We start from the raw sequence: 13,116 nt of genomic DNA on the forward strand, positions 1-13,116 counted from the left end.
GACGCAGTTTACTGGCAGTTTGACCGCAACGCGATGGGATCGATCCACGGACGCAAAGGATGTTTTGCGAACATGCTCAGTCTACCGATTCCAGGCGCAAGGCATCGCCGAGCAGGCTCAGTGCAGCGGCCAGATCATGATCACCGCCAAAGCTATGACTGAGGCGAAAGTGTTGCGTGTGCAGGCCCTGCAAACTGAACAGCTCGCCCGGCGCAATCACCACCTGATGCTTGAGCAGGCGCTGAAACACCCGCCGAACATCGACCTGTCGCAGGGAGCGCACCCAAATCGTTGCCCCACCCTGAGGCTCGACAAAATGCAAGGCGTCGCCCAGGCGCTCCTGCAACAACTGCGTCATCTGCACCTTGCGGTCCTTGAGCAACCTGCGCAGCACATGAAGGTGCTGGTCGATCCGTCCGTTACCGTACAAACGGGCAATGGCTTTCTGGCGAATCGGCGACAGGCGAAAGGCACGCAGTAAAAAGTGCCGCTGCAATTCGGCGCTGAAATGCCGTGACAACAGAAAGCCGTAGGGCGCTTCCGGGCCGATGATTTTCTCGAACGTGGAAAACACGATCAGCCGCTCAGGGTCGAGCAGATCGCGAAACCGCAAGCCGCCCGGTTCGAATTCGAGTTCGCCGTAGCAATCGTTTTCCAGCGCCCAGCTGCCATGCCGTTCGAGGAGCTGCGCAATGGCTCGTCGGTTGTCGTCATCTGCAAGGCTGCCTTGCGGCATGTTCAAAGCGGATGACAGCACGACCAACCGCACCGGGTGGGTCTCCAGCAGCTTCTTGAGCTGTTCGACGTCTAGCCCGCCATCGGTTTGCAGCGGCAATTCGATCACCTGGACATCGGCGGCCTGGAGCAAGCGCAGAATCGCCCAGTCACACGGAGACTCAAGGACCACCGCGGCGTCTTTGAGGCTCAACACGGCGATCAGTATTTCCAGGACGCCGCGCAAGTCGGCGCCAATGTAAACGTCATCGGCATGCCAGCAGCGTACCGGCGTTGTGGTGTAACGCGCGGCCAGGGCGGTACGCAGTTCCAGTTCCCCGCAGGGCTGCGAAGGCGGTTGCGGCTGGCGCGGATACTGGCGCAGCAGTTCCCGTTCCAGCAGCAATAACGGACTGTCGAGGGGTTGCAACAATGCCGGCTCATCGGCACTCAACACCAGCATGCCTGGACACCTGGCACTGAAATAAACGCTTTCGAGCAGGTCATTGCCATTGCCGGGCGCATTGATGGCGGACACCGGCAACGCGTAATAACCGGACTTGGCGACCGAATACACGCGCCCTTCTTTCTCCAGCAACGAATACGCGTACTGAATCGTCGAGATCGACACGCTCAAACGATCCGCCAACTGACGCAACGACGGCAGGCGCACGCGCGTGTCGCTGACCGGCTCATTGATCAGGTGCGTCAGGTATCGGTACACCGCCTGATAAGCAAAGTCGGTCTCGCGTGGTCCTTTCAATGTCCCGCTGACCCTTCACCCGCCACCGCGGCATCATCGCCAAAGTTGGCGCCTTCCGATGGCAGGTCCACACCATCAGCATCCGGGTCAACCACCCTGCCCTCGACCCCTGGCACAGGCCCCATCCGGTAAAGTGTGCCGAGCAGGCCGACGGGCAGCCCGCTGACGTCGACCATCCATTGCAGAATCTGCTCCGACACCGGATTGCCCTGCATTGCCCGGTGCAGATCAGGCATCGCCACCAGCATTCCGGGATGACACTGACGCAGAAAGCGCTCAAGGGCAGCACCGTTTTCGACAAAGGGTGCGAAGAGCAGGCACACCAGCTGAGCCTCGGTCAAACCGAGGCTTTTTTGCGCCTCGGCCGCAGCCAGCCCACGTTGTTCGGACAGCCTCGCCGGGTTACCGAAGACCGCCACTGCCTGCTCGCACAAACGCTCCGGGAGTCGCTTGCGGCGCATCATCACTAATGCCCGTTGCAAGTATTCGGCGACACCCGCCTCATAGCTGCGACCGTACACAAAGCACGCTTGCAGCCCCCGCACGTGTGCGGATATCGAAAGGCTGACGAATTCGTTGTCGCTGATCTGAGCCGCCAGTTCGTCAGGTTGAAAACCGAGAAACTCGGTGAGCAGCGGCCAGCGCTCTTCGAGGTTGCTGACCAGCATGTCTTGAATGTCGATGAACGTGGTACGGCGACAGGCCTCGAAGCGCTCGGCCGGCCGCCATGCCGCCTGCCCCTGTTCGGCATAAAACGCGCTATAGCAGTCACTGCCGATCTCATCGAGCAAGGCGAACAGTTCATCGAAGCCTGTTTCAACAGGACTTGAGGTCTTGAGCCCGGCCTTGGCCGCCGCCCGCTTCAAGCCTTCGAGAAACTGCTTTTGCTGACGTGACGTGTCACTGCTGACCAAGGCATCGACGCCACCGTCCCAACGCGCGATCTGCCCATAGAACTCGCCGGTCGCCAGATAGCCGTCGTCCCACAGATCGATTGGCCCGTTCCAGGTTCGACGGTGGCCCACCATCAGCACATTTAGCCGATTGGCTTCTCGACCGGCGTCGGAGATCGGTGCCGGGTGGCTGAACGGCAACACTTCGCGGTTATCCACCATCAGCACTTCGACCCGCGGATCGTCGTAGAGAAACAACGAACTGTAGCTGCGATGGATGTTTTCCTGGGCCATCGAGCTGGCACCGTTCATTCGCAGGGAGGCCACGCGCAACTGGAACGTGGCAGGCGCCCGACCGGCAATGCTCAGTTGTGCGGCGCGCAGCAGCGCCAGGGTGTAGCAACTGTCCCGCGAGCCGGACTGGATGGCCAGCACCTTGTAATCGCCAATGCGCTCCATGCCCCCCGCGGCGACCACCAGACGCTGGATCATCAGTTGCAATGCCGTGCGTTCGGCCCGAGAGAAAAAACTCAGCAAGCGTTGCAGCATTTGCTGATAGACATAGTTCATCGCCTGATCATGGATATGGGTCATCTTTATTTACCTGATGCTCGTAAGTTCAGTACTGCATAAACAGCGATATGCACTGCACAGCGGATTGTCTGACACGGATGAAGTGCTGGACATTATTGTCAAAGGCTAGCACTTATACTTTTGGTAATTATTTGAAATAGTTGATCGCCGACGCTGTATCCGTCGAAGCCGGATGGCACAAAAGCCCCGTACCACCGGCATCTGGCGACTTAACAGAACATCCTAGGAAATGTCCGACAACGTCCCACATATAGGTAGTACAAGAAATAAAGATAGAAGCCGCACATGTCTTTTTGAAAGCTGCGCAAAGAACTACTGTTGGTCGGATATCTATTAACGATGTGCGTTGAAAAGTATCAGCCTGACACCCAGACATGACTCATTCCTTGAGATGAAAGTAATCATTCAATTATCAAGGCTTAGATGCTGATTAGAAGATACAGATCGAGAGCAAAAACCAGTTCAGTTGCTGAACTGACCCATCGACAGATCGATGAGACGTCTCAATGTTTTGCGAGGGGCAATAAAAAAGTCCGTGCAGGCACGGACTTTTTCAGGGGCTGTTACGCAGGTTCGACCTGAAGGGCGACCCGCTCGCGGCATGGGCATTCGTCCATGTAGCGATGTGCTTCGACAAACTCGGAAAACGGGAAGACCCGAGTCTTGAGCGGCAGCAGCACGCGATCGGCGGTCATCTGGTTGATGTCGCGCAAGGCCCGTTGCAGTGCGACCTGGTCCTGAATGATGCCCAACTCCGGCTTGCCGGTGAAATTGCCGATGCAGTGTACAAAGAACTGAATGTTCTTCTGGAACGCTGCACAGGCCGGGAATGGCGTCTGGTTACCCCCTTGCAGGCCATACAGCACCAGGCTGCCGCGAGGCGCGAGCACATCGCCGAGCAGCGACATCTGCGGGCCGCCCAGGCCATCGAACACCACATCGACACCGCGGTTATCGGTGATCTTGTTGATCCGCATAAGCAGATCTTCTTCCTCGGTGACGATGACTTTCTCGGCACCCAGCGACAGCAGGTATTCACGCTCTTCGGCCGTTTTCGTGGCGGCAATCACCCGTACACCCAAGGCTTTACCCAATTGGACGAATGAAGGCCCGGCGCAGTGGCTCGCGTCAGTCACCAGGGCAAATTGCCCAGGCTTGACCCGTGCCAGATCGGCATAACCAAAGTAAGCAATCAACAGCGGCGTGTAATGCACCGCCGCTTCAATCGGGCTCAGCACGTCCGGATAACGGGTCAGTGCCGAGCGCGGCAGAACGATTTGCTCGCCATAGACGGGATAGTCGTTCGGACTTTCAGCCGGGAAACTGGCGACCTTGTCGCCAACTGCCAGGTCATCGACGCCATCGCCAACCGCCGTCACGACGCCGGACATTTCATGGCCAAGGCCTGAAGGCAAGCGAGCATGGGAGGACGCCAGATTCTGGCGCCAGAGTATGTCGTACCAGCTGATGCCAATCGCCTCGACGCGCACCTGCACTTCGCCCGGTGCAGGGAGAGCGGCCGCATGCTCTTCGCATTTGAGCACCTCGGCTGGACCAAACTTGTGAAAACGGATCGTGCGGGACATCGCAAACCTCGTCAAAGAAACCTCTAATGCCCTGAACTCTATCTGGGCTTTCTACCCAAGACTATCAGTGGCTATTAATAGTCGACATGCCTGTCATTGATTCCGCAGCGCCGGCGACATCTTCAAATGTCGTAAGAAACCGAAGCAGCCTTTGTAGGAAAACTGAATTACTCGGTGCAGAGTAGCAGCCTTTCCCCGTAATATTCATGCCGGCCATTGTTCTCATATGGCTGCTCCCGTCAAGCTTGATGACTCTGCCAGGACTCCAGATGAATCGTAATGACCTGCGTCGTGTCGACCTGAACCTGTTGATCGTTTTCGAAACACTGATGCACGAACGCAGTGTGACCCGCGCTGCGGAGAAATTGTTCCTCGGCCAGCCGGCGATCAGTGCGGCGCTCTCGCGCCTGCGCGGGCTGTTCGATGATCCATTGTTCGTGCGAACCGGGCGCAGCATGGAACCGTCCGCGCGGGCGGTGGAGATCTTCGCCCTGCTCTCCCCGGCCCTGGATTCGATTTCCACGGCTGTCAGCCGCGCAGCAGAGTTCGACCCGGCGACCAGTACGGCGGTGTTCCGCATCGGCCTGTCGGACGATGTCGAGTTCGCTTTGTTGCCGATGCTGCTCAAGCGCCTGCGCGCCGAATCGCCCGGGATTGTGCTGGTGGTGCGGCGGGCCAACTACATCCTGATGCCAAGCCTGCTGGCCTCGGGCGAGATTTCAATCGGCGTCAGCTACACCGCCGACCTGCCGGCCAACGCCAAGCGTAAAGTGCTGCGCCGCAGCATGCCCAAACTGTTGCGTGCCGATACAGTGCCGGGCCCGTTGAGCCTGGATGATTTCTGCGCCCGCCCCCATGCGCTGGTGTCGTTCGCCGGTGACTTGAGCGGCTTTATAGATGAAGAACTGGAAAAACTCGGGCGCAAACGTCACGTGGTACTCGCGGTGCCGCAGTTCAACGGACTCAGCACGCTCCTCAGCGGGACGGATATCGTCGCGACGGTGCCGGATTACACGGCTGACGCATTGACGGCAGCAGGCGGTGTGCGGGCGGAAGATCCGCCGTTGCCGGTGCGCAGCTTTGAATTGCACATGGCCTGGCGTGGGTCGCAGGACAATGACCCGGGTGAGCGTTGGTTGAGGTCGCGGATTCAGATGTTTTTTGGGGATCCGGACAGTTTGGCCTGATCCTGATCTTGTATCAGGGCTTAGGACCTCTTCGCGGGCAAGCCTCGCTCCTACAGGAGTATGCGATCAACTGTAGGAGCGAGGCTTGCCCGCGAAGGGAGCGACTCGGTCTCACGCCGATTCCTTGCATTCCCCGCAACACAGAATTGCCGTCAAACACATTGATCGCGTTCCAACCCGAGGTGCATGCTAGAGGGCTCGCCCGGCGCTTATATCATTCCGAATGATAGTTACCTTCGCTTCATTCGATTCGTGCGACACCAACCCGCCGAGCATCATCCGCCCATCTCAATACATTGGCGGATGCATCCATGGAACAGTCACTCAAACATTTGCGCTTCCCGTTGGCCCTGCTGGCCGTAGTGGTGATGAGCGCTTGCGGCAAGGCTCCGGAGTCTGCCGCGACCATGCCTGCGGCGAAAGTCAGCGTCGCCAAGGTGCTGGAACAACCGGTCAATGAGTGGGACGAATTCACCGGGCGCCTTGAAGCGCCGGAAACGGTAGAGATTCGTCCACGGGTCTCCGGTCAGATCGATGACGTTGCCTTCACCGAAGGCGCGCTGGTCAAGAAAGGCGACTTGCTGTTCCAGATCGATCCGCGTCCCTTCCAGGCCGAAGTCCGCCGTCTCGAAGCGCTGGTCGCTCAGTCGCGCGCCAATGCGACCCGCAGCGAAAACGAAGCCCAGCGCGGTGAGCGCCTGCGTACCAGCAACGCGATTTCCGCCGAGCTGGCCGATTCGCGCACGAGTGCTGCACAAGAAGCCCGCGCTGCAGTCGGTGCCCTTCAGGCACAACTGGACCTGGCGAAACTGAACCTGAGCTTCACCCGCGTCACCGCACCGATCAGCGGCCGTGTCAGCCGTGCCGAAATCACCGCCGGCAACCTGGTGACCGCCGATACCACCGCGCTGACCAGCGTCGTGTCGACCGACAAGGTCTACGCCTACTTCGACGCTGACGAGCGTGTGTTCCTCAAATACACCCAACTCGCTCGCCAGGGCAAACGTGGTGCAACCACTCCGGTTTACCTCGGCCTGTCCAACGAAGACGGCAACCCGCACCAGGGCGTGATGAACTTCGTCGACAACCAGGTCAACCCGAAAACCGGCACCATCCGTGGCCGCGCAGTGTTCGACAACAGCGACGGCGCTTACACCCCGGGCCTTTATGCGCGTCTGAAACTGGTCGGCAGCGGCACCTACTCCGCCGTGTTGATCAACGATGAAGCGGTCGGTACCGACCTCGGTAAAAAATTCGTGCTGGTGATGGATGCCGACAACAAAACCGCCTACCGCGCGGTCGAGCTGGGTCCGAAAATCGAAGGGCTGCGCATCGTGCGCAACGGCTTGAACAAGGACGACACGATCATCGTCAAGGGCCTGCAACGGGTACGTCCCGGTTCGCCAGTCACCCCTGAAGTGATCCCGATGGCCAGCGAGCAAACCCTCGCGGCACTCGCACAACAACGACAAGCGCTGGAAGCCAGCAACCTGCCCCAAGTCGCACCTGCCAAGGTCGCGCCGGGCTCGGTTGTGAAACTGGCTGCTGCAACCCCACGCGGTTAAGGGATAACGACTCCGATGAATTTTTCCCAATTCTTCATTTCACGGCCGATCTTTGCAGCGGTGCTATCGCTGCTGATCCTGATCGCCGGTGCCATCTCGCTGTTCCAGTTGCCGATCAGCGAATACCCGGAAGTCGTGCCACCGACCGTTGTGGTCCGTGCCAACTTCCCGGGTGCCAACCCAAAAGTCATCGGTGAAACCGTGGCCGCTCCTCTGGAGCAAGCCATCACCGGCGTCGAGAACATGCTGTACATGTCCTCGCAGTCCACCGCTGACGGCAAGATCACCCTGACCATCACCTTCGCGCTGGGCACCGACCTGGACAACGCACAGGTGCAGGTACAGAACCGCGTGACCCGGACCGAGCCGAAACTTCCAGAAGAAGTGACGCGCATCGGTATCACCGTGGACAAGGCATCGCCCGACCTGACGATGGTCGTGCACTTGACCTCGCCGGACAAACGCTACGACATGCTCTACCTGTCCAACTACGCCTTGCTCAACATCAAGGATGAGCTGGCGCGCCTGGGCGGTGTCGGTGATGTGCAGCTGTTTGGTATGGGCGACTACTCGTTGCGGGTATGGCTCGATCCGAACAAAACCGCTTCGCGCAATCTGACCGCGACCGACGTGGTAACCGCGATCCGCGAACAAAACCGTCAAGTCGCTGCCGGTGCCTTGGGTGCCCCGCCTGCGCCGAATGCCACCGCGTTCCAGCTGTCGGTCAACACTCAGGGTCGTCTGGTTTCCGAAGAAGAGTTCGAAAACATCATCATTCGCTCCGGTGACAACGGTGAAATCACCCGTCTGAAAGACATCGCGCGCGTCGAGCTGGGTTCCAGCCAATACGCCCTGCGTTCCTTGCTGAACAACCAGCCGGCGGTGGCGATCCCGATCTTCCAGCGTCCTGGTTCCAACGCGATCGAAATCTCCAACGAAGTGCGCGACAAGATGGCGGAGCTGAAGAAGAGCTTCCCGGAAGGCATGGACTTCAGCATCGTCTATGACCCGACGATCTTCGTGCGCGGCTCCATCGAAGCGGTGGTTCACACCCTCTTCGAAGCACTGATCCTCGTGGTTCTGGTCGTGATCCTGTTCCTGCAAACCTGGCGTGCCTCGATCATTCCGTTGGTGGCGGTTCCGGTTTCGTTGATCGGTACGTTTGCGGTGATGCACTTGTTCGGCTTCTCGCTGAACGCCTTGTCACTGTTCGGCCTGGTATTGGCCATCGGTATCGTGGTGGACGACGCCATCGTGGTGGTGGAGAACGTGGAAAGGCACATCGAGCTGGGAGAAACGCCCGTAGAAGCCACTAAGAAAGCCATGCGAGAGGTGACCGGGCCGATCATCGCGACGGCGCTGGTGCTGTGTGCGGTATTTATCCCGGCGGCGTTCATTTCCGGACTCACCGGCCAGTTCTACAAACAGTTTGCCCTGACCATTGCCATCTCGACCGTGATCTCGGCGTTCAACTCGCTGACACTGTCCCCTGCCCTGGCCGCCGTGCTGCTCAAGAGCCACAGTGCGCCGAAAGATCGCTTTACCAAAGTGCTTGATAAACTATTGGGCGGCTGGCTGTTCCGTCCGTTCAACCGGTTCTTCGAACGCGCCAGCCATGGCTATGTCGGCACCGTAGCCCGGGTTATCCGCAGCAGCGGTATTGCCCTGCTGTTGTACGCAGGCCTGATGGTGCTGACCTTCTTCGGTTTCGCCCACACCCCGACCGGTTTCGTACCCGGCCAGGACAAGCAATACCTAGTGGCTTTCGCGCAATTGCCGGACGCTTCCAGCCTGGACCGTACCGAAGACGTGATCAAACGCATGTCCGACCTGGCCCTGAAACAGCCTGGCGTGGAAAGTGCGGTAGCGTTCCCGGGCCTGTCCATCAACGGTTTCACCAACAGCCCTAACGCCGGCATCGTGTTCGTGACCCTGAAACCGTTTGACGAGCGTAAAGACCCGAGCATGTCCGCCGGTGCGATTGCCGGTGCATTGAACGGCCAGTTCGCCGGGATTCAGGAAGCCTACATGGCGATCTTCCCGCCGCCGCCGGTACAAGGCCTGGGCACCATCGGTGGTTTCCGCCTGCAGATCGAAGACCGGGGCAACCTGGGCTACGACGAGCTGTACAAAGAAACCATGAACATCATCACCAAGAGCCACGGTGTGCCGGAACTGGCAGGCCTGTTCACCAGCTACACGGTGAACGTGCCACAAGTCGATGCCGCCATCGACCGGGAAAAAGCCAAGACTCACGGCGTGGCCGTCAGCGACATCTTCGACACCCTGCAGATCTACCTGGGTTCGCTGTATGCCAACGACTTCAACCGCTTCGGCCGTACCTATCAGGTCAACGTCCAGGCCGAGCAGCAGTTCCGCCTCGAACCGGACCAGATCGGTCAGCTGAAAGTACGTAACAACAAAGGCGAGATGATCCCGCTGGCGACCTTCATCAAGGTCAGCGACACCTCGGGCCCGGACCGCGTCATGCATTACAACGGCTTTATCACCGCTGAAATCAACGGTGCGGCAGCCCCAGGCTACAGCTCCGGCCAGGCCGAAAAAGCCATCGAGAAATTGCTCAAGGAAGAACTTCCGAACGGCATGACCTACGAATGGACCGACCTGACCTACCAGCAGATTCTGTCCGGCAACACCGCACTGTTCGTGTTCCCGCTCTGCGTATTGCTGGCGTTCCTGGTACTCGCGGCGCAGTACGAAAGCTGGAGCCTGCCACTGGCGGTAATCCTGATCGTACCGATGACCTTGCTGTCGGCCATCACCGGTGTGATTGCTTCGGGAGGCGACAACAACATCTTCACCCAGATCGGCTTGATCGTACTGGTGGGGCTTGCCTGCAAGAACGCGATTCTGATCGTCGAGTTTGCCAAGGACAAACAGGAAGAAGGCATGAACCCGCTGGCTGCGGTGCTTGAAGCTTGCCGCCTGCGTCTGCGGCCGATCCTGATGACCTCCTTCGCGTTCATCATGGGTGTGGTGCCACTGGTGTTCTCCAGCGGTGCCGGTGCCGAGATGCGTCACGCCATGGGTGTGGCGGTGTTCTCCGGGATGCTCGGGGTGACCTTCTTCGGTCTGTTGCTGACGCCAGTGTTCTACGTGTTGATTCGTAACTTTGTGGAGCGCGGTGAACAACGCAAAGCGGCCAAGGCCCTGAAACTGGAGGCGCAACAATGAGCCTGAAAGCCTTCCTGCCGAGCCTGCTGGTACTGGCCCTGAGTGCCTGTGCCGTCGGCCCGGACTACAAGACCCCGGCCACCGAACCGGCGAACATCACCACCGCCACCGATGGCGCTGCCGGTCAGAAAAACTTCGACCGCTCGCGTTTCGAAGGCATCTGGTGGCAGCAGTTTGAAGACCCGACCCTCAACCAGTTGGTGACGCAATCGCTGCAAGGCAACCGTGACTTGCGCGTCGCCTTCGCTCGCTGGAAGGCGGCCCGGGCGATCCGCGATGACGTCAGCAATGACGCCATGCCGACCATCACCAGCCGCGTCAGCAGTGATCTGGGCAAAGGCCAGATTCCGGGCGAGACCACCAAACGGGTCAATAGCGAACGCTATGACCTGGGTCTGGACATGGCCTGGGAACTGGACCTGTTTGGTCGCATCCAGCGCAACCTGGAATCCAGCGACGCCGAACAGCAAGCGGCCGAAGCGGATCTGTACCAACTGCAAGTCACGATGATTGCCGAACTGGTGGACGCCTACGGTCAGCTGCGCGGTGCGCAACTGCGGGAAAAAATCGCCCTGGCCAACCTGAACAACCAGCAGGAGTCGCGCAAGATCACCGAAAGCCTGCGCGATGCCGGCGTCGGCGATCAGCTCGATGTGGTCCGCGCCGATGCACGCCTGGCGTCTGTCGAAGCCAGCGTGCCGCAATTGCAGGCCGAACAGGTTCGGCAGAAAAACCGTATCGCCACCTTGTTGGGTGAGCGTCCGGACAAACTGACCGTTGACTTGAGCCCGAAAGACTTGCCGGCGATTGCCAAGGCGCTGCCGATCGGTAATCCGGGCGAACTGCTGCAACGTCGCCCGGACGTTCTCAGCGCCGAGCGCAAACTGGCTTCGGCCACGGCGCGTATTGGCGTGGCCAAGGCGGATCTGTTCCCGCGGGTCAGCCTCAGCGGCTTCCTCGGCTGGACCGCCGGACGTGGTTCGCAGATCGGTTCCTCGGCGGCCAACGCCTGGGCACTGGGCCCAAGTATCACTTGGGCGGCGTTTGACCTGGGCAGTGTTCGAGCCCGTATCCGCGGTGCCGACGCGGATGCCGAAGGCGCCTTGGCGACCTACGAGCAACAAGTGCTGCTGGCCCTGGAAGAATCGGAAAACGCTTTCAGCGATTACGGCAAACGCCAGCAACGCCTGATTTCGCTGATTCGTCAGAGTGAATCAAGCCGCGCGGCAGCCGACCTGGCTGAAATTCGCTACCGCGAAGGCACGGCGGACTTCCTTGTCCTGCTCGATGCCCAACGCGAACGTTTGGCGGCGGAAGATACTCAGGCCCAGGCCGAAGTCGATCTGTATCGCGGTATCGTCGCGATCTACAAGGCCCTGGGTGGCGGTTGGCAACCAGAGACGGTCGCCAGCAAGTAACACGTTATAGAGCTCTTTTGGCTGGTCGCAACCAACCAATTTTTTAGCCCTGCGCCTCATTCGGTCGCGGGGCTTTTTTTGGGGGGTCTTAAGGATTACTTCATTTTCAGCCTCAACACAGTCCATTGTAGGAGCCGGCTTGCTGGCGATGGTCTCAAGTGCGCCGCAGTGAAACAATCCGTACGCATTATCGTTAACGACCATCGCCAGCAAGCCGGCTCCTACGGGGGATCAGGGGTGATTTTGGGAGGTGCGGGTTTCCTGCACGGTCACGGTGGCCGTTGTCCCCGCCCTCAGTTTGTCCTTGCCGGCATAGTCGGCGTCGATTTTTATCCGCACCGGCACCCGTTGCGCCAGTTTGACCCAGGTGTAACTGGGGTTGATGTTGGCCAGCAGGCGGCCGCCGGGCAGGTTCTCGCGGTCGGCGATGGCAAAGGCAATGCTTTGCACCGTGCCGCCGAAGGTTTCGCCGCTCATCAATTCGATCCTGACCCGATCGCCCTCCCCGATTCTCGGCAGCTTGGTTTCTTCGAAATAGCCGCTGACATAAAACGAATCGCTGTCCACCAACGCCAACAATGCGCCCCCGGCCGCGGCATAGTCGCCCTGTCGGGTAAGCAGATTGGTGACATAACCGCTGACGGGCGCTTCGACACGGGTACGCTGCAAATCCAGTTCCGCCTGGGTCAAGGCCGCGACGGCCAATTGCACATTGGCCTGCGCCAGCCCCAGGTTGGCCTGGTTACGCAGCAACTCGGCCTGTGCTACCGCCACCTCTGTGCTGGACTTTTCCCATTCTTCGCCCGAAATCGCGAAGCGTTGCTTGAGCGTGCGCCGTCGGCGCTCTTCACTCTGACGCTGGCGCAGCAGCGCTTCGCTGGCGACAATCGTTGCTTCGGATTGGCCGAGAGTGGCCTTCGAAACCTCCACCGAACGCTTGGCATGCTCCACTGCGAGAACGTAGCGAGCCGGGTCGATCTCCAGCAGTAACTGGCCCTTGTCGACATGCTGATTGTCCTGAACCCTCAGCGCGACAATGCGCCCCGAGACATCGGCGGACAAGGTCACCACATCAGCCCGCACCCGTGCATCGCGAGTCCAGGGGGCGCGGGTGTAATGCTCCCAGGCGAACCAGCCGAGCACAAAGGCCAGCAGCACCACCGCCACCGTTGTGAGCCGGGCAAGGATCTTCTTCAAGGCA

Annotated in this window: 8 protein-coding genes; 4 read left to right on the plus strand and 4 right to left on the minus strand. The window is 59.6% G+C overall.

Features of this window, described 5'->3' with window-relative positions; translation table 11 throughout:
- Nucleotides 1–76 precede the first annotated feature (76 nt).
- The 3 genes from K5R88_RS05740 to K5R88_RS05750 form a co-directional block, all read right to left on the minus strand.
- A complete protein-coding gene (locus K5R88_RS05740; RefSeq protein WP_226299412.1) occupies nt 77–1,477 on the minus strand; it encodes an aminotransferase-like domain-containing protein in 1,401 nt (466 codons plus the stop codon).
- On the minus strand, nt 1,474–2,964 hold the full coding sequence (locus K5R88_RS05745; RefSeq protein WP_226299413.1) for a hypothetical protein: 1,491 nt from the start codon (nt 2,962–2,964) through the stop codon (nt 1,474–1,476). The genes K5R88_RS05740 and K5R88_RS05745 overlap by 4 nt, the downstream gene beginning before the upstream one ends.
- Before the next feature lie 563 nt (nt 2,965–3,527).
- Nucleotides 3,528–4,550, minus strand: coding sequence for a zinc-dependent alcohol dehydrogenase family protein (locus tag K5R88_RS05750; protein WP_008044290.1), 1,023 nt, complete (start codon nt 4,548–4,550; stop codon nt 3,528–3,530).
- 269 nt (nt 4,551–4,819) lie between these two features.
- Between K5R88_RS05750 and K5R88_RS05755 the strand changes: the two genes are divergently transcribed.
- From K5R88_RS05755 to K5R88_RS05770, 4 genes are all read left to right on the plus strand, one after another.
- Nucleotides 4,820–5,737: a LysR family transcriptional regulator gene (locus tag K5R88_RS05755; RefSeq protein ID WP_008026287.1), complete on the plus strand. Its 918-nt coding sequence runs from the start codon at nt 4,820–4,822 to the stop codon at nt 5,735–5,737.
- A gap of 311 nt (nt 5,738–6,048) precedes the next feature.
- Nucleotides 6,049–7,302 (plus strand): multidrug efflux RND transporter periplasmic adaptor subunit MexE, encoded by a 1,254-nt coding sequence (mexE, locus tag K5R88_RS05760; protein WP_008026285.1) that lies wholly within the window; start codon nt 6,049–6,051, stop codon nt 7,300–7,302.
- Nucleotides 7,303–7,317: 15 nt separating this feature from the next.
- Nucleotides 7,318–10,497 (plus strand): efflux RND transporter permease subunit, encoded by a 3,180-nt coding sequence (locus K5R88_RS05765; protein ID WP_008044286.1) that lies wholly within the window; start codon nt 7,318–7,320, stop codon nt 10,495–10,497.
- Complete coding sequence (locus K5R88_RS05770; RefSeq protein WP_207284355.1) at nt 10,494–11,915, plus strand: efflux transporter outer membrane subunit; 1,422 nt, start codon at nt 10,494–10,496, stop codon at nt 11,913–11,915. The genes K5R88_RS05765 and K5R88_RS05770 overlap by 4 nt, the downstream gene beginning before the upstream one ends.
- Before the next feature lie 231 nt (nt 11,916–12,146).
- Here the strand turns inward: K5R88_RS05770 and K5R88_RS05775 are convergent, their stop codons facing one another.
- On the minus strand, nt 12,147–13,112 hold the full coding sequence (locus K5R88_RS05775) for an HlyD family efflux transporter periplasmic adaptor subunit (RefSeq protein ID WP_008044282.1): 966 nt from the start codon (nt 13,110–13,112) through the stop codon (nt 12,147–12,149).
- Nucleotides 13,113–13,116 lie beyond the last annotated feature (4 nt).

Source organism: Pseudomonas sp. MM213, from assembly GCF_020423045.1.
In the GTDB taxonomy this organism is placed as follows: Bacteria; Pseudomonadota; Gammaproteobacteria; order Pseudomonadales; family Pseudomonadaceae; genus Aquipseudomonas; species Aquipseudomonas migulae.

Excerpts from the sequence above, each read along its gene's own strand:
- K5R88_RS05745 (WP_226299413.1), bottom strand. The coding sequence starts at position 2,964 with ATGACCCATATCCATGATCAGGCGATGAACTATGTCTATCAGCAAATG.
- K5R88_RS05750 (WP_008044290.1), bottom strand. The coding sequence starts at position 4,550 with ATGTCCCGCACGATCCGTTTTCACAAGTTTGGTCCAGCCGAGGTGCTC.
- K5R88_RS05755 (WP_008026287.1), top strand. The coding sequence starts at position 4,820 with ATGAATCGTAATGACCTGCGTCGTGTCGACCTGAACCTGTTGATCGTT.
- mexE (WP_008026285.1), top strand. The coding sequence starts at position 6,049 with ATGGAACAGTCACTCAAACATTTGCGCTTCCCGTTGGCCCTGCTGGCC.
- K5R88_RS05765 (WP_008044286.1), top strand. The coding sequence starts at position 7,318 with ATGAATTTTTCCCAATTCTTCATTTCACGGCCGATCTTTGCAGCGGTG.
- K5R88_RS05770 (WP_207284355.1), top strand. The coding sequence starts at position 10,494 with ATGAGCCTGAAAGCCTTCCTGCCGAGCCTGCTGGTACTGGCCCTGAGT.